22 protein-coding genes are annotated in these 19,088 nt (G+C 65.3%); 11 read left to right on the top strand and 11 right to left on the bottom strand.

Features of this window, described 5'->3' with window-relative positions; translation table 11 throughout:
• Nucleotides 1-81: 81 nt before the first annotated feature.
• A complete protein-coding gene (gene cysQ, locus V0R62_RS17260) occupies nt 82-909 on the bottom strand; it encodes a 3'(2'),5'-bisphosphate nucleotidase CysQ (protein ID WP_330104589.1) in 828 nt (275 codons plus the stop codon).
• Entirely contained in the window at nt 906-1,472 is a 567-nt protein-coding gene (gene nudE / locus V0R62_RS17255; protein ID WP_050703344.1) for an ADP compounds hydrolase NudE, read from the bottom strand. The genes cysQ and nudE overlap by 4 nt, the downstream gene beginning before the upstream one ends.
• A 64-nt stretch (nt 1,473-1,536) precedes the next feature.
• Here nudE and yrfG point away from each other — a divergent pair, with 64 nt between their 5' ends.
• Nucleotides 1,537-2,199 carry a GMP/IMP nucleotidase gene (gene yrfG / locus V0R62_RS17250; RefSeq protein ID WP_330104588.1) on the top strand — a complete coding sequence of 221 codons (663 nt, stop codon included), beginning with the start codon at nt 1,537-1,539 and terminating at the stop codon, nt 2,197-2,199.
• Between the two features lie 65 nt (nt 2,200-2,264).
• Here yrfG and lysM read toward each other — a convergent pair whose 3' ends face one another.
• Entirely contained in the window at nt 2,265-2,705 is a 441-nt protein-coding gene (gene lysM / locus V0R62_RS17245) for a peptidoglycan-binding protein LysM (protein ID WP_186731827.1), read from the bottom strand.
• A gap of 175 nt (nt 2,706-2,880) precedes the next feature.
• Here lysM and fdhD point away from each other — a divergent pair, with 175 nt between their 5' ends.
• The 5 genes from fdhD to V0R62_RS17220 all read left to right on the top strand — a co-directional run bounded on the left by fdhD (nt 2,881) and on the right by V0R62_RS17220 (nt 8,711).
• On the top strand, nt 2,881-3,708 hold the full coding sequence (gene fdhD / locus V0R62_RS17240) for a formate dehydrogenase accessory sulfurtransferase FdhD (protein ID WP_330104587.1): 828 nt from the start codon (nt 2,881-2,883) through the stop codon (nt 3,706-3,708).
• 8 nt (nt 3,709-3,716) lie between these two features.
• A complete protein-coding gene (locus V0R62_RS17235) occupies nt 3,717-6,062 on the top strand; it encodes an FdhF/YdeP family oxidoreductase (protein ID WP_330104586.1) in 2,346 nt (781 codons plus the stop codon).
• 372 nt (nt 6,063-6,434) lie between these two features.
• Complete coding sequence (locus tag V0R62_RS17230) at nt 6,435-6,917, top strand: glycine zipper domain-containing protein (protein ID WP_330104585.1); 483 nt, start codon at nt 6,435-6,437, stop codon at nt 6,915-6,917.
• Nucleotides 6,918-7,126: 209 nt separating this feature from the next.
• Complete coding sequence (locus V0R62_RS17225; RefSeq protein WP_330104584.1) at nt 7,127-7,936, top strand: CheR family methyltransferase; 810 nt, start codon at nt 7,127-7,129, stop codon at nt 7,934-7,936.
• Nucleotides 7,937-8,054: 118 nt separating this feature from the next.
• Complete coding sequence (locus tag V0R62_RS17220; protein WP_330104583.1) at nt 8,055-8,711, top strand: response regulator transcription factor; 657 nt, start codon at nt 8,055-8,057, stop codon at nt 8,709-8,711.
• On the opposite strand, the gene V0R62_RS17215 is transcribed toward V0R62_RS17220, so the two are convergent.
• Nucleotides 8,701-9,135 (bottom strand): acyl-CoA thioesterase, encoded by a 435-nt coding sequence (locus V0R62_RS17215; protein ID WP_330104582.1) that lies wholly within the window; start codon nt 9,133-9,135, stop codon nt 8,701-8,703. The two genes, V0R62_RS17220 and V0R62_RS17215, sit on opposite strands and share 11 nt — an antisense overlap.
• Before the next feature lie 105 nt (nt 9,136-9,240).
• On the opposite strand from V0R62_RS17215, the gene V0R62_RS17210 reads away from it, so the two are divergent.
• Both V0R62_RS17210 and V0R62_RS17205 read left to right on the top strand, forming a co-directional pair.
• Nucleotides 9,241-9,705, top strand: a complete 465-nt coding sequence (locus tag V0R62_RS17210; RefSeq protein WP_256205952.1) for a hypothetical protein — start codon at nt 9,241-9,243, stop codon at nt 9,703-9,705.
• Nucleotides 9,705-9,977 carry a type II toxin-antitoxin system RelE/ParE family toxin gene (locus tag V0R62_RS17205; RefSeq protein WP_330104581.1) on the top strand — a complete coding sequence of 91 codons (273 nt, stop codon included), beginning with the start codon at nt 9,705-9,707 and terminating at the stop codon, nt 9,975-9,977. Before V0R62_RS17210 ends, V0R62_RS17205 begins: the two co-directional genes overlap by 1 nt.
• 57 nt (nt 9,978-10,034) lie before the next feature.
• Here V0R62_RS17205 and V0R62_RS17200 read toward each other — a convergent pair whose 3' ends face one another.
• Nucleotides 10,035-11,576 (bottom strand): phosphoenolpyruvate carboxykinase, encoded by a 1,542-nt coding sequence (locus tag V0R62_RS17200; protein WP_186712112.1) that lies wholly within the window; start codon nt 11,574-11,576, stop codon nt 10,035-10,037.
• A gap of 179 nt (nt 11,577-11,755) precedes the next feature.
• Nucleotides 11,756-12,658 carry an Hsp33 family molecular chaperone HslO gene (hslO, locus tag V0R62_RS17195; protein ID WP_330104580.1) on the bottom strand — a complete coding sequence of 301 codons (903 nt, stop codon included), beginning with the start codon at nt 12,656-12,658 and terminating at the stop codon, nt 11,756-11,758.
• 109 nt (nt 12,659-12,767) lie between these two features.
• Here hslO and V0R62_RS17190 point away from each other — a divergent pair, with 109 nt between their 5' ends.
• Nucleotides 12,768-13,568, top strand: coding sequence for a phosphatase PAP2 family protein (locus V0R62_RS17190; RefSeq protein ID WP_330104579.1), 801 nt, complete (start codon nt 12,768-12,770; stop codon nt 13,566-13,568).
• A 34-nt stretch (nt 13,569-13,602) separates the two neighbouring features.
• On the opposite strand, the gene V0R62_RS17185 is transcribed toward V0R62_RS17190, so the two are convergent.
• The 5 genes from V0R62_RS17185 to V0R62_RS17165 are packed head-to-tail and all read right to left on the bottom strand — an operon-like array spanning nt 13,603 to nt 18,415.
• Nucleotides 13,603-14,820 (bottom strand): 2-octaprenyl-3-methyl-6-methoxy-1,4-benzoquinol hydroxylase, encoded by a 1,218-nt coding sequence (locus V0R62_RS17185; protein WP_330104625.1) that lies wholly within the window; start codon nt 14,818-14,820, stop codon nt 13,603-13,605.
• A gap of 9 nt (nt 14,821-14,829) precedes the next feature.
• On the bottom strand, nt 14,830-15,312 hold the full coding sequence (locus V0R62_RS17180) for a DUF4442 domain-containing protein (RefSeq protein WP_330104578.1): 483 nt from the start codon (nt 15,310-15,312) through the stop codon (nt 14,830-14,832).
• A complete protein-coding gene (gene ubiH / locus V0R62_RS17175) occupies nt 15,309-16,508 on the bottom strand; it encodes a 2-octaprenyl-6-methoxyphenyl hydroxylase (protein WP_186712116.1) in 1,200 nt (399 codons plus the stop codon). The genes V0R62_RS17180 and ubiH overlap by 4 nt, the downstream gene beginning before the upstream one ends.
• Complete coding sequence (pepP, locus tag V0R62_RS17170; protein WP_330104577.1) at nt 16,505-17,839, bottom strand: Xaa-Pro aminopeptidase; 1,335 nt, start codon at nt 17,837-17,839, stop codon at nt 16,505-16,507. Before pepP ends, ubiH begins: the two co-directional genes overlap by 4 nt.
• Nucleotides 17,840-17,860: 21 nt before the next feature.
• The gene (locus V0R62_RS17165) at nt 17,861-18,415 is read right to left on the bottom strand and encodes a YecA/YgfB family protein (RefSeq protein WP_330104576.1); all 555 of its coding nucleotides are present in this window, start codon (nt 18,413-18,415) and stop codon (nt 17,861-17,863) included.
• Nucleotides 18,416-18,561: 146 nt separating this feature from the next.
• On the opposite strand from V0R62_RS17165, the gene V0R62_RS17160 reads away from it, so the two are divergent.
• Together V0R62_RS17160 and V0R62_RS17155 are read left to right on the top strand one after the other, a co-directional pair.
• Nucleotides 18,562-18,771: a TIGR02449 family protein gene (locus tag V0R62_RS17160; protein ID WP_023631616.1), complete on the top strand. Its 210-nt coding sequence runs from the start codon at nt 18,562-18,564 to the stop codon at nt 18,769-18,771.
• Entirely contained in the window at nt 18,768-19,085 is a 318-nt protein-coding gene (locus tag V0R62_RS17155; protein WP_046853724.1) for a cell division protein ZapA, read from the top strand. The genes V0R62_RS17160 and V0R62_RS17155 overlap by 4 nt, the downstream gene beginning before the upstream one ends.
• The last annotated feature ends 3 nt before the right edge of the window (nt 19,086-19,088 follow it).

The following is a 19,088-nucleotide window of genomic DNA, read 5'->3' as shown; positions in this document are numbered from 1 at the left end:
GCTCCTACAGGGGGCACGTTTCCCTGTAGGAGCGGCCTTGTGCCGCGAAAGGGCTGCAAAGCAGCCCTGGCTATCTCAAGCTCAGATCGCACCCGCCAGCTCGACCAACGCCTGCCGCCAACCGGCGGCCTTGGGCAACGCCAGGAAAAACGGATTGAGCAACGACTCCCGCGCCGGATACCGGAATGGCAATCCATCCAGCCCGATCACCTCGCCCCCAGCCCCCTCCAGCACGCCCTGCGCGGCAGCGGTGTCCCACTGCGAGGTCGGCGCCAGCCGCGGATAACAGTCGGCACTGCCTTCGGCCAGCAGGCAGAACTTCAGCGAACTGCCGATATTGGCCAGCTCCAGCTCACCCACCGCACCACTCAACCCAGCCAGCAGGGCCTCCTGCTGCGGGCTGGAATGGCGACGGCTGGCGACTACGGTAAACTTCGCCCCCTGCACCGGCGCGTTGCGCACCTGGATCGGCTGCGCGGCGCTATCACGCTCCACACGCCAGGCCCCCAGGTTGCGCCCGCCGAAATAGCAGCGCCCATTGGTCGGCATCGCCACCACCCCGAACACCACCTCGCCGTTCTCGATCAGCGCGATATTGACGGTGAACTCCTCGCTCCCAGCGATGAATTCCTTGGTGCCATCCAGCGGGTCGACCAGCCACCAGCGCTGCCAGCCTTGACGGGTGGCCAGCGGAATCTCGCAGTCTTCCTCGGACAGCACCGGGATCTGCGGTGCCAGCGCCTGCAACCCATCCGCGATCACTCGATGAGCCGCCAGGTCGGCAGCGGTCACCGGTGAATCGTCGGCCTTGCTGGTCACCGCCACATCGGCACGCCAGAACGGCAGGATCGCCTCGCCGGCCGAGCGGGCGAGCGCCACCACATCCTGCATCAATTGCCGATCGCTCATACGCTCAGCACCCCACGCTGGATAAGCAGGTCACGGGCCAGGTACAACGCCGCCAGCGCCCGACCTTCGGTGAACTGTGGGTGCATGGCCAGCGCCGAAAGCTCACGCAGGTTGACCTTGTCGACCCGCATCGGCTCGGGCTCGTCGCCCTCCAGGCGTTCTTCGTACAGGTCCGAGGCCAGCACCACCTGGATCTTCTGGCTCATGTAGCCGGGCGACAGCGACAGCTCGGTCAGGTGCTCCAGTTGGCGTGCGCCGAACCCGGCCTCTTCCTTGAGCTCCCGGTCGGCGGCAGCCAGCACGTCCTCGCCCGGCTCGATAAGCCCCTTGGGCAGGGACAGCTCGTACTCATCGGTGCCGCCGCAGTACTCCTCGACCAGCACCGCGTGCTCGGCATCGAGCATGGCCACGATCATCACCGCGCCATAACCGTTGCCACGACCGACCAATCGCTCGTAAGTGCGCTCGGTGCCGTTGGAAAAGCGCAACTGCACGGCTTCGACCCGGAACAGGCGGCTGCTGGCGACGATTTCGCGGCTGAGGACGGTGGGTTTCTGGCGCATGGGGCGGCTCCTTGGCGTGAACGGGTTACTATACCGTGGCTTGCCGACTGATCGAGAATTTCCCATGCCCGTTCTTCCCTGGTCCGCCATCGATACCGTCCTGCTGGACATGGACGGCACCCTGCTCGACTTGCACTACGACAACCGCTTCTGGCTGGACCACCTGCCCCAGCGCTACGCCGAGCTGCATGGCGTGAGCCGGGCCATGGCCGAGCTCGAGCTGCGCCCGCTGTTCGAGCAACATGCCGGGACGCTCAACTGGTACTGCCTGGATTTCTGGAGCCGCGAACTGCGCCTGCCGATCCGCGAGTTGAAACAGGAGATCGCCGACCTCATTGCCCTCAAGCCGGATGCCGACACCTTTCTCGCGGCCGTGCGCAAGGCGGGCAAGCGGGTGGTGATGATCACCAATGCGCACCGCGATTCGCTGTCGCTGAAACTGGAGCGGGTGGAACTGGCGCCGTATTTCGAACGGCTGATCAGCTCGCATGACTATGGGTATCCGAAAGAGAGCCCGCAGTTCTGGGATGCGTTGCAGGCGGATATCGGCTTCGAACCGGCGCGCAGCCTGTTCATCGATGACACGTTGGCGATTCTGCGCAGTGCCCGGCGGTTCGGGGTGGGGCATCTGCTGGCGGTGCGCCAGCCGGATAGCCAGGCGGAACCTCGGGATACCCAGGAATTTGCGGCGGTCGAGGATTATCGGGATTTGTTGACTGGGCTGTAGGCCCTATCGCAGGGCAAGCCCGCTCCCACGAGTGCTTCGTCGTGGGAGCGGGCCTCGCGATGACGTCAGTCGGGAATACGCAATACCTGCCCCGGATAGATCTTGTCCGGATGCTTGAGCATCGGCTTGTTCGCCTCGAAGATCTTGTTGTACTTGTTGGCGTCGCCATAGACCCGCTTGGAGATGGCGCTCAACGTGTCGCCTTTCTCGACCTCGACGAACCGCGCCGCCTGGGCGATGGGCCCGGTGACGGTGATCTGGTCATCCACCGAAGCCACCCCTGCGATATTGCCGGCAGCCAGGATGATCTTCTCCTTCTCCTCCTGGCTGGCAACCTCGCCCTTGAGAATGACCTTGTCACCCTCTACAGTGGCCGAGATGTTCGGGTTGCCCAGGCCAACGTCTTGGACGTGTTTCTTCAACTGTTCCTCGGCATTGGCATTGCCCGGCGTCAGCAGGTCGATCAACTTCTCGCCGGCTTCCTTCACGAAACTGAACAGGCTCATGTGGCGCTCCTTTGATGGTGAATCCATGGAAGCAGGAGTCTAGGCCAGGATCACCCATCCCGCCCCGCTGCGACCAATCGACGCGCTCTATCACGACATAGACGCTAGCGATTAGACGCCATCGGCACAGGGGCCTAGGCTTGTGGGGTCAAACTGCCAGCCGGTATTCGCCCCGATGAACAGCAAGCCACCGGTCTGCGCGGCGTCCACGCCTTTTGCCCTGCCCGCCGCCAGCAACACCTACGACTACGTCCAGCTCACCGACACGGCCCACGACAGCACGCCGCTGGCCGAGGAAGTAGCACTGGCCATCGTCTACAACGGCCTGAACCAGGCGGTGATGCTGGTGAGCCCGACCGACCTGGAAGACTTCGCCGTCGGTTTCAGCGTGGGCAGCGGCATCGTCGCCGGTACCGAGGAAATCTACGACGTGAAGCTCTCCGGCAGCGGTTCGGCGCTGTATGCCGACCTGGAGATCTCCAGCCGTGCCTTCTGGAACCTGAAGAACCAGCGCCGCCAGCTAGCTGGCACCAGCGGCTGCGGCCTGTGCGGCGTCGAGGCCCTGGAGCAGGCATTGCCCGAGCTCAACGTGCTGCCCGGCGCCCCCCTGCCGCCCGCGCACTGGCTGAAAGACCTGCGCAAGCGCATCGATGCCTTCCAGCCGCTCGGCCAGCATTGCGGCGCGGTGCACGCGGCGCTGTTCATGGACCGCGACGGCCAGTTGCTGCTGGGCCGCGAAGACATCGGCCGGCACAACGCCCTGGACAAGCTGATCGGCGCCCTGCTACGCCAGCGCATCGACACCACCGGCGGCCTGGCCATCGTCACCAGCCGCTGCAGCCTGGAACTGATCCAGAAAGTCCTGCGCGCCGGCATCCAGACCCTGGTCAGCCTCTCCGCGCCCACGGGCCTGGCCCTGCAATGGGCGCGCAAGCACAACCTCAACCTCATCCATCTGCCCAAACACAGCGCACCGCGGGTGTTCAGCCCAGCGGCGGAGTAGCAACAGCCGTGACCTCCTACGAAAAACTGCCAGACAACGCCCCCGCCTCCACCCCTCGCTACAAGCCCTACCCCGGCCCCGCTGGCGGTTGGGGGGCGCTGCGCAGCGTGGCCAAGGCCTGGGTGGGCAGCGACAACGCCCTGAAGAACATCCGCGCCCTGCTCAAGACCAACCAGAACGGTGGCTTCGACTGCCCCGGCTGCGCCTGGGGCGACTCGCCCGAAAGCGGCATGGTCAAGTTCTGCGAGAACGGCGCCAAGGCGGTCAACTGGGAGGCCACCAAGCGTCGCGTCGATGCGGCGTTCTTCGCCCGCTACAGCGTCAGCGCGCTGCTCGAGCAAAGCGACTACTGGCTCGAATACCAGGGACGCCTGACCGAACCGATGGTCTACGACCCGGTCACCGACCGTTACCGGCCGATCGACTGGGACGCGGCCTTCGCCCTGATCGCCCGGCATCTGAACAACCTCTCCAGCCCTGACCAGGCAGAGTTCTACACCTCCGGCCGGGCCAGCAACGAGGCGGCGTACCTGTACCAGCTGTTTGTGCGCGCCTATGGCACCAACAATTTCCCCGACTGCTCGAACATGTGCCACGAGGCCAGCGGCGTGGCCCTGGGCCAGAGCGTGGGGGTGGGCAAAGGCACGGTCACCTACGACGACTTCGAGCACGCCGACGCGATCTTCGTCTGGGGCCAGAACCCCGGCACCAACCACCCGCGCATGCTCGACCCGCTGCGTGACGCGGTGAAGCGCGGCGCCCAGGTGGTCTGCGTCAACCCGCTCAAGGAGCGTGGCCTGGAACGTTTCCAGCATCCGCAGAACCCGCTGGAGATGCTGACCAACACCGATCGCCCGACCAACACGGCGTTCTTCCGACCGGCCCTGGGCGGCGACATGGCACTGCTACGCGGCATGGCCAAGTTCCTGCTGCAGTGGGAGCGCGAAGCCCAGGCCAAGGGCGAGCCGGCGATCTTCGACCACGCCTTCATCGCCGAGCACGGTCATGGCGTGGACGAGTACCTGGCAGTGGTGGATGCCACTTCGTGGGAGCAGATCCAGTCGCAATCGGGCCTGACCCTGGCCGATATCGAACTGTCGGCGCGCATGTACTGCAAGGGCAAGCGGGTGATCATGTGCTGGGCGATGGGCATCACCCAGCACCGCCATTCGGTGCCGACCATCCAGGAAATCGTCAACCTGATGCTGCTGCGCGGCAATCTCGGCGTGCCGGGCGCCGGCCTGTGCCCGGTGCGCGGCCACAGCAACGTACAGGGCGACCGCACCATGGGCATCAACGAACGCCCGCCGGTGTTCCTGCTCGACGCCCTCGAAAAGCGCTTCGGCATCCCGGTACCGCGCCACAACGGTCACAACACCGTCGAGGCGATCCACGCCATGCTCGAAGGCCGAGCCAAGGTGTTCATCGGTCTGGGCGGCAACTTTGCCCAGGCCACGCCAGACACCGAGCGCACCGCGCAGGCGCTGCGCAACTGCGAGCTGACCGTGCACATCAGCACCAAGCTCAACCGCAGCCACCTGGTCCACGGCAAGCAGGCGCTGATCCTGCCGTGCCTGGGCCGCACCGATATCGACCTGCAGGGCGAAGGCCCGCAGGCGGTGACGGTGGAGGACTCGTTCAGCATGGTCCACGCCTCCAACGGCCAGCTCAAGCCGCTGTCGCGGCAGATGCGCTCGGAGCCGGCCGTGGTCGCCGGTATCGCCGCCGCCACCCTGGGCAAGCAGCCGGTGGACTGGCACTGGCTGGTGGCCGACTACGACCGCATCCGCGACCTGATCGCCGACACCATCCCCGGCTTTGCCGACTTCAATGAACGCCTGCGCCTGCCCGGCGGCTTCTACCTGGGCAACAGCGCCGGCAGCCGCCAGTGGAAGACCGCCAGCGGCCGCGCCAACTTCAAGGCCAACCTGCTGCCCGACAGCCTGCTCGACGAGCGCGTGCGCGCCAGCGGCCAGGTGCCGGACCTGATCATGCAGTCGATGCGTTCGCACGATCAGTACAACACCACCATCTATGGCATGGACGACCGCTATCGCGGCGTGCGCGGCCAGCGCGACGTGCTGTTCGTCAACGAAGCCGACATCGTTCGCTTGGGTTTCCAACCGGGGCAGAAGGTCGACATCGTGTCGCTGTGGGGCGATGAGCATGTGCGCCGGGTGCATGGCTTCACCCTGCTGGCGTTCGACATTCCCGCCGGCCAGGCGGCGGCCTACTACCCGGAGGTGAACCCCCTGGTGCCGCTGGAGAGCATCGGCGACGGCAGCCATACGCCGACGTCGAAGTTCATCGCCATCAAACTGGAGCGGGCGCGGGACGACGGGCGCATCATCTGAGCCCTGTGCCGCCCCCCTGTTGGAGCGGCCTTGCCGAGGCGTCGGACCGGCCGGAAAGGGCCGCGCAGCGGCCCCGGCGATATCTGCTTGATGCACAAATCGTGGGGGCGCTTCGCCCCCCTTTCGCGACACAAGGCCGCTCCTACAGAGGCAAGCGCAGATTCCGAGCAATCTGCCCACAAAAAAGCCCTGTTCCGCAACGGTTCAGGGCTTCGTCATAAATAGCTCAGACAACCGAAAATCGCGAAAGTTTCATACATAATTCAATAACTTAGAGAATTGTGTACAACTCGTGCTACTCGTCGGATTCCGATTGCCAGGCGCCTCGGCGAGCCTCAAATTCCGCTTCGTCATCCCTCTGAGGCTCTCTTGATGAAGAAGTACTCCTCGATTCTGTTGTTGTCTTTTGGTCTGCTCAGCGGCGTTGCCATGGCAGGCGGCACCACCGAAGCCGGCATTGGCGGCGCATTGGGTGGGGTACTGGGCTCCGTGGTGGGCAACTCCATCGGCGGTAGCACCGGCGGCGCCATCGGTGCCGGCCTGGGCGGCGCGGCCGGCGGTGCGCTGGGTGCCGACAAGCGCCAGCGTGGCGAAGCGGCCATCGGTGGCGCACTCGGCGCCGCGGGCGGCAACGTGGTGGGTCGCTCCGTGGGCGGCACCACCGGCAGCTACATCGGCGCGGCCGCCGGTGGTGGCGCCGGTGGCGCACTGGGCAACTACATGGGCAACAAGGCCGACGAAGATGAACGCCACGAGCGTCGCTACCGTCGCGACTACGACGATCGCCGCTACTACGACCGCGGCCACCACTATGGCCATCGCAAGCACAAGCGCCACTGGCGCCATGACGACTGATCGCCAGGCTTACGCCTGAAGCCTAAGGCCCTGCCCTCATCGGCAGGGCCTTTTCGTTTGCATACCCGCCAGAGGATTAGGGGCTGCCCCGATATGGAGGCCACTAGCCACTAGTTATCATCGCTGTTTCGATCAAGCACAGGACGCAGGGAATGCGCACGATCATCACCGACCCCGTCTGTCTGCCCCGGGCCAGGAGAGGCTGAAGGATGCCCGGTCGTCGCCCGCCACTGCTCGGCGAAGCCAGCTTTGCGTCGATTCGCCAGTGGGTCGTACAGGCCACCGGCGTGCAACTGGCCGACGATCGCCGTGCCGTGGTCGCGGCGCGCCTGCACAAGCGCCTCAAGGCCCTGGGCCTGTCGGATTTCGAGCGCTACCTCGCCCTGCTCGACAGCCCCCGGGGCGCGGAGGAACACGAGCACCTGCTGCGCCTTCTGGTCGCCCGCGACAGCTATTTCTTTCGCGAACATCGCCACTTCGAATGCCTGGCCCGTTGGCTGGCCGAGCTCGACCACCCGGCACGCCTGTGGAGCGCCGCCTGCGCCACCGGGGAAGAAGCCTGGAGCCTGGCCATGGTCGCCGCCGAAAACGCCCGCCATCCGGGCTGGCAAGTGCTGGCCAGCGACTTCGACCCGCAGCTGCTGGAAACCGCCGCTGCCGGTATCTACGACATCGCCCAGGCACGCTACTTCCCCGAAGGCTGGCTGGCCCGCCACTGCCTGTGCGGCGTCGACGAGATGGCCGGCCGCCTGCGGGTCTCGGCGGCCCTGCGCGAGCAGGTGCGTTTCGAGGCGCTCAACCTGATCCGGCCCCTGCCTGAACAGCTCGGCAGCTTCGACGTCATTCTGCTACGCAACCTGTTGTCGAACCTGGCGCCACGGTACAAGAACGAGGTACTCCAGCGTCTGCTCGCGCACCTGCGCCCCGGTGGCCTGTTGGTCATCGGTCACAGCGAGAGCGTCCACGCCCTGGGCCTGCCCCTGCGTCCACTACTGCCGTCGGTGTTCGAACGCCTATGATAAGAGGCACTGCCGCGCCCATCGGCAGACAAGGACTGATCGCGCAACCGCGCGGCAGTGCGCTTTCGGATCGAGCAGGCCTGCCGCCCCCCTTCCCTTGCGAAACAGGCCCTTATCCATGCCCTGCCGAATCCTGCTTGCCGATCACTCGCCGCTCTTCCGCGCCGGCCTGCGTGCCCTGCTTGAACAGAAGAAAGACTTCGTCGTGGTGGGCGACACCGGCGATGCCATGACGGCCGTGAGCCTTGCGGAAAAACTCAAGCCGGACATCGTGGTGCTCGACATGAGTGGCGAGCTGGACAGCCAGCAGGCCCTGCAGGAACTGTTCATCCGCGCCCCCGCCAGCCGGGTGCTGATGTTCTCGCCACGCTCGGAGCTCGAGCATGTGATGAGCTGCCTGCAGCTGGGCGCCCATGGCTTCCTGCTCAAGAACGCCACGGTGAGCGAACTGGAGCAGGCCCTGCAGACCCTGCGCGGTGGCGGTCAATACCTGTCGTCGGCGGTGCTGCCATTAGTCATCGGCCAAGCCCTGAAGCACAGCCGCAAGCGTGTCGTCAGCCAGGTCCAGACACCGCCGCTGACCACCCGCCAGCTGGAGATCCTGCGCCTGATCGCCCGTGGCGAGACCACTCGCTCGATCGCTGATGGCCTGGGCCTGAGCATCAAGACCGTCGAGGCCCACCGCTCGCAGATCATGCACCGCCTGCAGATCCACGACGTGCCCGGCCTGGTGCTGTTCGCCGTGCGCGAGGGGATCATTCGCCTCAACGATTGAGCGACAGCCCGGCGAGGATCAGCTGCAGCGTCTCCGGCAGGGCCACCGGACGGCCCGAGGCCCGCTCGATGAACACCTGCACCACACTCCCCGCCGCGCAGGCCTCGACCTCGCCCGGGCGGAACAGCGCCAGGCGGAACTCCACGGTACTGCCTGCCAGGCGCGTCACGCCCAGGCCCACCTCGAGCACGTCGGGAAAGCCCGGCAAGGCGAAGAAGTCCGCCGCCGAGCTGACGACGAAGCCGGCCAGCTCACCGTCGCGCAGGTCCAGTTCGGCCTGTTCGACCAGGAAGGCCTGGATGGCTGTTTCGAAGAAGGCATGCACGGTGGCGCCAGCGAGGTGACCGTTGTGGTCGTTGTCCTGCGGGCGGGTGAGGATGGGGTGGAAATGGGAGAAGGCGGAGCGTTGGGGGGATTCTGTCATGAGGACAACCTGTTTTCCTTTGCATGTCAGCGAAGCTTCCCACATCGACTTGGGAACGCCTATAGTCGCAATCAACAGTAGATTGCATAAGATGGTACGTGTCCCATGAAGCCGAGACATACACCCGTGCCGACCCTGCAACTGGATCATGCCCACCTCAGCCGCCTGGCTGAAAGCCGTCGAATCAACGCCACCCACATCGTTGGGCAACCCGGAGGCTGGGCGGTCCAGGTGGATGTCGACGATCAGGAGCACGTACTCACCGCACAGCGTAGCGGCAACGTCCGGCTGTTCAAGAAGCTCGAGACACTGGTCAGCTACCTGCATGATCTGGGTATCGACCATTTCTTAGTCGACAGCTCGATCTGGGATCCGCGACAGACCACCACCTACCAGCGGCCGGATCGCGCCCAGGCACTCAAAAGGGCCCATGAGGCGGCAGCCTACGACACCTGGTTCAGCGAACAGGTCGACGCCAGCCGTCGCGATCCATCCCCCACGCTGGATGACGAAGAAGTCGAGAAGTTCTTTGCCGCCCGCCGAGCCGAGCTGAGAGCCAAAAACCGCTGATGCGCCTTGTCTGGTCGACAATGGCTCGCAACGATCGCCTGCGCATCATGACCGTCGTTGCGCAAGACAACCCGGCAGCGGCAGTAGCGCTGGATGAGGCCTTCAGGGACAAGGCCAGACGCGCCGCTCGCAACCCGCGCCTGTACAAGCCCGGCAGATGCATCGAAACACACGAAATCGTGGTAACGCCCAACTACGTGATGATCTACCAGGTACAGGAGGACGAAGTCGAAATCCTCCGGATCCTGCATGCACGGCAACAATGGCCTTGATCTCAAAAACGAAAAAGCCGCCCCGAAGGGCGGCTTTTCTTCCGAACCGGCTGCAGCTTACAGCTGCGGACCAGCAGCCTTGATGGCGTCGGAAACGTCGAACTTCTTGAAGTTCTCGGTGAACAGCGTGGCCAGGCCCTTGGCGGCTTCGTCGTAGGCAGCCTTGTCAGCCCAGGTGTTGCGTGGGTTGAGCAGCTCGGTCTCGACGCCCGGAACAGCCTTCGGCACGTCCAGGTTGATGATGTCCAGGTGCTCGGTCTCGGCACCGACCAGCGCGCCGCTCTGGATGGCAGCGATTACGCCACGGGTGGTCGGGATGCTGAAGCGCTTGCCAACGCCGTAGCCACCACCGGTCCAGCCGGTATTGACCAGGTAGACCTTGGAACCGAACGCCTTGATACGCTTGATCAGCAGTTCGGCGTATACACCGGCCGGACGCGGGAAGAACGGTGCGCCGAAGCAGGTGGAGAAGGTCGACTTGATGCCGCCGCCCGAACCCATTTCGGTGGAACCGACCAGCGCGGTGTAGCCGGACAGGAAGTGGTAGGCCGCCTGCTCGTTGTTCAGGATCGACACCGGAGGCAGTACGCCGGTCAGGTCGCAGGTCAGGAAGATGACCGCGTTCGGCTCACCACCCAGGTTCTCTGCCGAGACCTTCTCGACGTGCGCCAGCGGATAGGCGGCACGGCTGTTCTGGGTCAGGCTCACGTCGGCGTAGTCGGCGTGCTTGTTGGCGTCGATCACGACGTTTTCCAGCACCGCGCCGTGCTTGATGGCTTTCCAGATGACCGGCTCGTTCTTCTCGGACAGGTCGATGCACTTGGCATAGCAACCGCCTTCGATGTTGAAGACCACGCCCTCACCCCAGCCGTGCTCGTCGTCACCGATCAGGTAACGGCTTTCGTCGGCCGACAGGGTGGTCTTGCCGGTGCCGGACAGGCCGAAGAACAGGGTGACATCACCCTCTTCGCCGATGTTGGCGGCGCAGTGCATCGGCAGCACGTCGGCGGCCGGCAGCAGGAAGTTCTGCACCGAGAACATGGCTTTCTTCATTTCACCGGCGTAACGCATGCCGGCGATCAGCACCTTCTTCTGGGCGAAGTTGATGATCACGCAACCATCGGAGTTGGTGCCGTCACGCTCAGGCACGCACTCGAAGTTGGCGACGTTGAGGATCTGCCACTCACCACGGCCAGCCGGGTTGTACTGCTCGGGGTTGATGAACAGGCAACGGCCGAACAGGTTCTGCCAGGCGGTCTGGGTGGTCATCTTGACCGGCAGGTAGTGCTCGGCCGCAGCGCCTACGTGAACGTAGGAAACGAAGTGATCCTGGGCGTTGTTGAACGCCTCGACGCGGTCCCACAGGGCATCGAACTTGTCGGCCGGGAACTTGCGGTTGATCGGGCCCCAGCCAATCTGGTCCTGGGTGGAAGGTTCTTCGACGATGAAACGGTCAGCCGGCGAACGGCCGGTGCGGTGACCGGTTTCCACCACCAGCGCGCCAGTATCGGCCAGCACGCCTTCACCGCGGGACAGCGCTTCTTTTACCAGCTCATCGACGCTCAGGTCGGTGTACACGGTGTTGTTGGCTTGCGTCATGAGATACCCCATCCGGCCCGAGGCCGAGTGCTCCAAACGTTTTGTAGTCGTCTCGAAAAAACTACTACAGCGAAAAAAGTGGCCGGATTATGCCAGAAACGCCCAAAAAAAGTAGGCCCCTCCTGTCAGAACTGCGTTTTTGCGCAATTCGACAGGAGATTATCCTGTAGTGAACCGTTTCAGTGCTGAGTTTCTGACGGCGCCTCGGTGCCGCCACCGGCAAACAATTGCGCCACATCGCTTGCATCGAAGAGATAGCGCTCGTTGCAGAACTGGCAATCGATCTCGACCTGGCCGCCGCATTCGGCCACCAGCGCCTTGGCATCCTGCTCGCCGAGGCTGACCAGGGCGTTGCCGGAGCGCTCGCGCGAGCAGCTGCAACGGAAGCGTAGCGGCTGGATATCGAACAGGCGAACCGCGTCCTCGTGGTACAGGCGGTGCAGCACGGTTTCATTGTCCAGGCCGAGCAGTTCCTCGGTCTTCACGGTGTTTGCCAGGGCCTTGACGTGGGCCCAGCTTTCCTCGCGCTCCTCGCTGTCCTTGTGGATCTCGGCCGGCAGCTGCTGCACCAGCAGGCCACGAGCGCGGGCGCCATCGGCGGCCAGGGAGATACAGGTATTCACCTGCTGCGACATGACGAAGTAGTTGGTGAAGCACTCCGACAGGTCCTTGCCGTCCAGCTCGACGGTGCCCTGGTAACGCTGGCCGTTGACCGGAATGATGGTCAGCACCAGGTGACCGCCCGGCATCAGGTCGGCAAGGCTGGCATCCGCCTTGATCTGCTCGGCCTCGTAGCGCGCCAGGCCGCGGATGTCGTGCTCGCTGGTGTACTCGATGGCCAGCAGCGGCACCGGGCCCTGGGACTGCGCCTGGAGTACCAGCAACCCGTCGAACTTCAGGGTGCCGACCAGCAGCGCGGCGGCGGCCATGAGTTCACCCAGCAGATGCTGTACCGGCTGCGGGTAGTCGTGCTTGGCCAGCACCTCGGCGTAGCTGCGTTCCAGCGCGACCATCTCGCCGCGGGCGTCGCGGTCGTCGAACAGGAAGCGTTGAGTGAAATCGGTATCTGGCAAGTCGCTCATGGTTGTCTGGCTTTCTAAAAATGATTACAAAATAATTACAGGAGACCGAAAGGTCCGTCGTAGAGCGCTCTACGAGGCGCTCAAATCCTGCTGGATATCGAGGTATTTTATGGACAATCGACCACTGTTCCAAGCAAGGTGGTCCTGGGGCCCCCTGGCAGCCTGCACCCTGCTACCCATCGCATTACTGTGTTTCTGGTTGTGGCCCGTTGGCCAGATCCTGTGCCTGACTTTCGACGAGTGGCTGTTCCACAGCCTCAATGCGCCCCTGGCCGACAACCTGGTCTGGCGGTCGATCTGGGCGGTCGGCAGCCTGCGCCCCTTCGACATCCTGGTCGGCCTGATCATGCTGTCGCTGCTGATCCGCGGCGATTGGGTATTCAAGGCCACCCAGGTACGCCAGGCGTTTTTCGGCTTCCTGGTCACCCTACTCCTCTTAGTGGTGATTCGCGCGCTGTTTTCCAAGTGGGTCAGCGCAATGGGCTGGCAACACAACAGCCCGTCGATGGTGTTCGACAACGCCGTGCACCTGAGCGACTTCTATCCGCACATGGAAGCGAAGTGGGAACTGAAGGACCGTTCCAGCCAGAGTTTCCCGGGTGACCACGCCTCGGTGCTGCTGATCTGGGCGCTGTTCATGAGCCTGTTCAGCCGCCGCCTGGTACAGCACCTGGTGATCTGGGCACTGGCCTTGCTGTTCATGCTGCCGCGCCTGGTGGCCGGCGCCCATTGGGGGCAGGACGACTACATCGGCGGCCTGCTGATGGCGCTGCTGGCGCTGGGCTGGAGTTGCCACACGCCCCTGGCGGCCAAGGCCAGCGCGGCGCTGGTGCGCTGGACGGCGCCGCTGTTCGGCCTGCTCGGCAAGCTGCCGTTGGTCGGGCGCATGAGCGTGATGCGCACCGCCTGATCCATTGCCGGGGCCGCCTGGCGGCCCCCGGCACTCACGCTCTGGCCAGCTCCGGCAGGTCCCCGGACAACCCCAGGGCCTGGCGCACGAACAGCGCCTTGGCCTCGGGCATCTGCTCCACCAGCTTCAAGCCGCTGTTGCGCAGCCAGCGCAGGGGCAGCGGATTGGCCTGGAACAAGCGCTCGAAGCCCTCCATCGCCGCCATCAACGCCAGGTTGTGTGGCATCCGTCGCCGCTCGAAGCGGCTCAGCACCTTCACATCGGCCAGGCGCTCGCCACGCTCGCAGGCGCGGACCAGCTCCTCGGCCAGCACCGCAGCGTCGAGAAAGCCCAGGTTGACCCCCTGCCCGGCCAACGGGTGGATGGTATGGGCCGCATCGCCGATCAGCGCCAAGCCCTCCTCAACGTAGCGTTTGGCATGGCGCTGGCGCAGCGGCACGCAGACCCGCGGATCCGCCTCCAGCACATCGCCCAGACGCCCCTCGAAAGCCCGTTCCAGCGCTTGGCGGAAGGTCGCGTCATCCATCGCCATGGCCTGCTCGGCCTGCTCCGGAGTGGTCGACCAGACGATCGAACACCAGTCCTGACGGCCATCGCGGCTCAGCGGCAGGAACGCCAGCGGACCTTCGTCGGTGAAACGCTGCCAGGCCGTGGCCCGGTGCGCCTCGCTGCAGCGCACGCTGGTGACGATGGCGTGGTGCAGGTAATCCCACTCACGGGTCGCGCAGCCGGCCAGACGGCGTACCGCCGAGTTGGCGCCATCGGCGGCGATCACCAGCGGCGTGCGCAGCTTGCGGCCATCGGCCAGGGTCAGCAGCCACTCATCGCCGGAGCGGCGCAGCTGCTCCAGGCGAGCGTTGGCCAGCAGCCCGACATCGCTGTCGTGCAGACGCTCCAGCAGGCCATCCTGAACCACGCGGTTCTCGACGATATGACCCAGCACCTCGGCATGCACGCTGGCTGCGGAGAAATGGATCTCGCCGGTGCCGCTGCCGTCCCAGACATGCATGTCCGAGTAGGGCGAGACACGCCGCCGGGCGATACCGTCCCAGGCCCCGAGGCGCTCGAGAATGCGCTGGCTGGCCGCCGACAGGGCACTGACCCGCGGCTCGAAAGGTGCTTCGCCGTCAAACGGCTTGACCGTCATCGGCCCTCCGTCAAGCAGGAGCACCTCCAGGCCACTGTGGCGCAGGGCCAGGGCCAGGGCGCTGCCGACCATACCGGCACCGACAATCAACAGATCTGCGCGCATTTCCATGCCTTACGCCTGCCTCGCTTGCGGCTTGAGCCGCACGTATAGGGTTTTGTCGACCCGCGCCACCAGCTCGCCGGCACCGTCGCGGATCTCCACCTGCAACCGGGGCAGGTATTTCTTGCCGCTGGCGGTCTGCTGGCGGATCTCGTCCAGCAGCGCGTCGTCGACGTGGAATTCGGCATACACCGGGCCCTTGCCCGGCGTGATGAAATCAATGCTGGCGGCCTTGTCCCAGACGATGTATTCACGCCCCAGCTGCTCGATCAGCAGCAGCATGTAGAACGGGTCGACCATCGCGTACAGGCTGCCACCGAACTGGGTGCCGACGTAGTTGCGATTCCACCGCGTCAGCTTCATGCGCACCTTGACGCTGCGCATGTCCGGGCTGATTTCCTGGATGTGGATACCGGCACCCAGGTAGGGCGGGTAGAAGTTCAGCAGCCAGCGCAGCATCCGCGCCCGCCGTGCGAGCCTGCGCGCATCGCTCATGGCCGGCCTCGCGGGTCGGGGCGGGTGCCCAGGCCCATGGCCTGGCGGGCGAACCAGCTTTTCGCCGGCGGCAGCAGGTCCAGGCCGAGCAGGCCGAGGTTGCGCCCGGCCGCCAGCAGCGGCTGGCTGCTGCCGAACAGGCGGGTAACCTGGTCGGAGAAGCCAATGGTCAGGGCCTGGTCGAGGCGCTGGCGCTGGTGATAGGCCTGCAGCGTGGCCAGGTCGCCCGGCAGCGCCGGGCCGGCCAGCAGGGCGTCCGCCAGCGACTGCACGTCGCGCAGCGACAGGTTGAAGCCCTGGCCGGCGATCGGGTGCAGGCTGTGGGCGGCGTTGCCCAGCACCACCAGGTGCGGGCGCACCTGCTCCTCGGCCTCGACCAGCGACAGCGGATAGAGATGGCGGGCACCGACTTGGCGCAGAGCGCCGAGGCGGTAGCCGAAGGCTTCCTGCAATTCGCGCAGGAAGCTGCGCTCGTCGAGCTCGGCCAGGCGCCTGGCGTCCATCCCCTGGCGGGTCCAGACCAGCGCGCAGCGGTTGTCCGCCAGTGGCAGCAAGGCCATCGGGCCTTGCTCGGTGAAGCGCTCGAAAGCCTGGCCGGCGTGGGCTTCGCCCGGGGTGATATTGGCGATCAGCGCGCTCTGGTCATAGGGCGTGTTGCGCACATGGATGCCCAGTTGCTCGCGCAGGCCCGAACGACCGCCGTCAGCCAGCACCGCCAGGTCGCATTCCAGCGAAGTGTCGTCGTCCAGCTGCAGGCGATAGCCGCCGGCAATGGCCTGCATCGCCTGCACCTGCGCCGGGCAGCGCCAGCTGATCACCTCGTTGTCGATGGCCTGCCACAGGCACTGGCCGAGCCAGGCGTTCTCGACCACGTAGCCGAGAGCCGGCACGCCTTCTTCCAGGGCGTCCAGGCGGGTACCGCCGAAGCGGCCGCGGTCGGACACCTGGATCTGCCGGATCGGCTCGGCGCGGCGGCTGATGGTCTGCCACAACCCCAGGCGCTCGTAGATCTGCCGGGTGCCGTAGGACAGCGCCGAGGAACGTGCGTCATAGCTGGGCTGGAAGCTGTCGCCGGGCGCGAATGGCTCGATCAGCAGGATCTTCCAGCCACGGGCCTTGGCCGCGGCCTGCAGCGTCAGGGCCAGGCTCGCACCCACCAGGCCGCCGCCGATGATCGCCAGGTTGACCCGGTTCATGCGACGTCCTTGCGGGCGGCGCACATCAGCGCCTCGATCTCGGCGACCGTGCGCGGCACGCCTGAAGTCAGGATTTCACAGCCTTGTCTGGTCACCACCACGTCGTCCTCGATCCTTACCCCGATGCCGCGCCACTTCTTCGCCACCGCCTGGTTGTCGGCGGCGATGTAGATGCCGGGTTCGACGGTCAGCGCCATGCCCGGTTCGAGCACGCGCCACTGGCCACCGACCTTGTATTCGCCCACGTCGTGCACATCCATGCCCAGCCAGTGCCCGGCGCGGTGCATGTAGAAGGCGCGGTAGGCCTCGCTGTCGATCAATGCCTGCACCTCGCCCTTGAGCAGCCCCAGCGCCACCAGCCCTTCGGTGATCACTCGCACGGTCGCCTCGTGGGCGTGATTCCAGTGCTTGCCCGGGGCGATCTCGGCGAACGCCGCGGCCTGGGCCGCGAGCACCAGCTCGTAGATGGCTTTCTGTTCCGGCGAGAACCGCCCGTTGACCGGGAAGGTGCGGGTGATGTCGCTGGCATAGCAGTCGATCTCGCAACCGGCGTCGATCAGGACCAGGTCGCCGTCCTTGAGCGGCGCATCGTTCTGCTGGTAGTGCAGGATGCAGCCATTGCGTCCGGCGGCGACGATCGAGCCGTAGGCCGGCATCTTCGCCCCGCCCTTGCGGAACTCGTAGTCCAGCTCGGCTTCCAGGCTGTACTCGTGCAGCCCGGCGCGGCAGGCCTGCATGGCGCGCACGTGGGCCCGGGCGGAGATCCCCGCGGCCTCGCGCATGACCTTCACTTCCGCCGCCGATTTATACAGGCGCATGTCGTGCAGCAGATGATCCAGGGCAACGAACTCGTTCGGCGGCTGGGCGCCGAGTCGGGCCTTGGAGCGGATCACGTTGATCCACTCCATCAGCCGGCGGTCGAACTCGGGGTTGCTGCCCATGTTGCTGTAGACCCGCTCGCGGCCTTCGATCAGGCCCGTCAGGATCTCGTCGATATCGCTGATGGGGAAGGCGTCGTCGGCGCCGAAATCACTCACCGCGCCTTCCTGGCCGGCGCGCAGGCCGTCCCACTGCTCGCGCTCGGGGTTGCGCTCGCGGCAGAACAATACGTACTCGCCATGCTCGCGCCCCGGAATCAGGGCGATCACCGCCTCGGGCTCGGGGAAGCCGCTCAGGTACTGGAAATCGCTGTCCTGGCGGTAGACATGCTCGACGTCGCGGTTGCGGATGGCAACTGCGGCCGCCGGCAGGATGGCGATGCTGTTGGGGACCATCTGCGCCATCAGCGCCTTGCGCCGACGGGCGTACTCCGCCTTGGGTATGTGGCTCATGGGCAAACGACCCCGTTCAGATCAGTGCAGCGATGGCTTTGGCGCGGGTACTTCCGGCTTGGCCAGCTCCGTGTATAGCAGCAGCGGGGCGACGCGCAGGTACTCCATGACCTCCATGTAGTCGCTCTCGCCGTCCTCGGACTCTTCCAGCGCTTCCTGGACCTGCGAGATGGCCACCAGGTCCTGGAGCACTTCCTTGGCATCGGTGGACAAGTCCTTGCCACCGGCGTTCAGACCGAAACCGGTGATGAAGCCCTGGCACCACTGGCCCAGCGCGGTGGCGCGGTCGCTGAGTGCGGCATCATCGGAAGGCAGCAGCAGGACGATGGCGACGTCCTCGCCGGTCAGCTCGGCCTTGACCATCTCTTGCAGGCCGACCAGGGCGTTGCGCACCGAGTCGCCGGGCTCGGTCTCGAGCAACTGGGCGGCGTCGGCCAGCCAGGCATCGGCATCGAAGCCGGCGCCGGCGCAGCTGCGGCCGATCAACAGGCCATGCAGCTCGGCGGGGGTGACGGGGTGGCCATTGCTCGAAAGCAACATGGCGAAGGCGATGTAGGGCGATTGGGTATTGGGCATGGGCAGCTAGGCGCCAGACGGCGCAATGACTAGAATGGAGACCTTGTATCCTAGCACCGGCAGGCGCGCCAAGACCATCGGCACTGGCCGTCGCGCCCTTGGGGCAGGCATGATCGCCAGGCGAGTGAAGGAATCGAGTGCAACCCATGCAAGAGAACGACCTGCAAGCGCTGATGAGCCGGTTCGAGTTGCTGATCGAACGGGTCGAGCAACTAAAGCGGCAAAATGCACTCTTAGTAGCTCAGGAACGATCCTGGCGCGAGGAGCGCGCCCACCTGATCGAAAAGAACGAGATCGCCAAACGCAAGATCGAATCGATGATCCTGCGCCTCAAGGCCCTGGAGCAAGACTCATGAGTTCAAGCAATAGCGTCACCGTCCAGATCCTCGACAAGGAATACTCGATCATCTGCCCGCCCGAGGAGCGCAACAACCTGGTCGGCGCCGCCCGTTACCTGGACGGCAAGATGCGCGAGATCCGCAGCAGCGGCAAGGTGATCGGCGCCGACCGCATCGCCGTGATGGCCGCGCTGAACATCACCCACGAGCTGCTGCACCGCCAGGAACGCCCCGAAGTGGCCAGCGGCGGCACCACCCGCGAACAGGTGCGCGACCTGCTGGAGCGGGTCGACCAGGCCCTCTCCGACGATCCGGTTAGCAAAAACGACTGAGAT

It is taken from the genome of Pseudomonas carassii (genome assembly GCF_036324045.1).
GTDB lineage: Bacteria > Pseudomonadota > Gammaproteobacteria > Pseudomonadales > Pseudomonadaceae > Aquipseudomonas > Aquipseudomonas peradeniyensis.
This window is presented reverse-complemented; position numbering and strand designations above follow the sequence as displayed.

Excerpts from the sequence above, each read along its gene's own strand:
- V0R62_RS17160 (WP_023631616.1), top strand. The coding sequence starts at position 18,562 with ATGCAAGAGAACGACCTGCAAGCGCTGATGAGCCGGTTCGAGTTGCTG.
- V0R62_RS17200 (WP_186712112.1), bottom strand. The coding sequence starts at position 11,576 with ATGACGCAAGCCAACAACACCGTGTACACCGACCTGAGCGTCGATGAG.
- pepP (WP_330104577.1), bottom strand. The coding sequence starts at position 17,839 with ATGAGCCACATACCCAAGGCGGAGTACGCCCGTCGGCGCAAGGCGCTG.
- V0R62_RS17215 (WP_330104582.1), bottom strand. The coding sequence starts at position 9,135 with ATGACAGAATCCCCCCAACGCTCCGCCTTCTCCCATTTCCACCCCATC.
- lysM (WP_186731827.1), bottom strand. The coding sequence starts at position 2,705 with ATGAGCCTGTTCAGTTTCGTGAAGGAAGCCGGCGAGAAGTTGATCGAC.
- nudE (WP_050703344.1), bottom strand. The coding sequence starts at position 1,472 with ATGCGCCAGAAACCCACCGTCCTCAGCCGCGAAATCGTCGCCAGCAGC.
- V0R62_RS17220 (WP_330104583.1), top strand. The coding sequence starts at position 8,055 with ATGCCCTGCCGAATCCTGCTTGCCGATCACTCGCCGCTCTTCCGCGCC.
- V0R62_RS17210 (WP_256205952.1), top strand. The coding sequence starts at position 9,241 with ATGAAGCCGAGACATACACCCGTGCCGACCCTGCAACTGGATCATGCC.
- V0R62_RS17205 (WP_330104581.1), top strand. The coding sequence starts at position 9,705 with ATGCGCCTTGTCTGGTCGACAATGGCTCGCAACGATCGCCTGCGCATC.
- hslO (WP_330104580.1), bottom strand. The coding sequence starts at position 12,658 with ATGAGCGACTTGCCAGATACCGATTTCACTCAACGCTTCCTGTTCGAC.
- cysQ (WP_330104589.1), bottom strand. The coding sequence starts at position 909 with ATGAGCGATCGGCAATTGATGCAGGATGTGGTGGCGCTCGCCCGCTCG.
- V0R62_RS17155 (WP_046853724.1), top strand. The coding sequence starts at position 18,768 with ATGAGTTCAAGCAATAGCGTCACCGTCCAGATCCTCGACAAGGAATAC.
- V0R62_RS17180 (WP_330104578.1), bottom strand. The coding sequence starts at position 15,312 with ATGAGCGATGCGCGCAGGCTCGCACGGCGGGCGCGGATGCTGCGCTGG.
- fdhD (WP_330104587.1), top strand. The coding sequence starts at position 2,881 with ATGAACAGCAAGCCACCGGTCTGCGCGGCGTCCACGCCTTTTGCCCTG.
- V0R62_RS17185 (WP_330104625.1), bottom strand. The coding sequence starts at position 14,820 with ATGCGCGCAGATCTGTTGATTGTCGGTGCCGGTATGGTCGGCAGCGCC.
- V0R62_RS17225 (WP_330104584.1), top strand. The coding sequence starts at position 7,127 with ATGCCCGGTCGTCGCCCGCCACTGCTCGGCGAAGCCAGCTTTGCGTCG.
- yrfG (WP_330104588.1), top strand. The coding sequence starts at position 1,537 with ATGCCCGTTCTTCCCTGGTCCGCCATCGATACCGTCCTGCTGGACATG.
- ubiH (WP_186712116.1), bottom strand. The coding sequence starts at position 16,508 with ATGAACCGGGTCAACCTGGCGATCATCGGCGGCGGCCTGGTGGGTGCG.
- V0R62_RS17190 (WP_330104579.1), top strand. The coding sequence starts at position 12,768 with ATGGACAATCGACCACTGTTCCAAGCAAGGTGGTCCTGGGGCCCCCTG.
- V0R62_RS17165 (WP_330104576.1), bottom strand. The coding sequence starts at position 18,415 with ATGCCCAATACCCAATCGCCCTACATCGCCTTCGCCATGTTGCTTTCG.
- V0R62_RS17230 (WP_330104585.1), top strand. The coding sequence starts at position 6,435 with ATGAAGAAGTACTCCTCGATTCTGTTGTTGTCTTTTGGTCTGCTCAGC.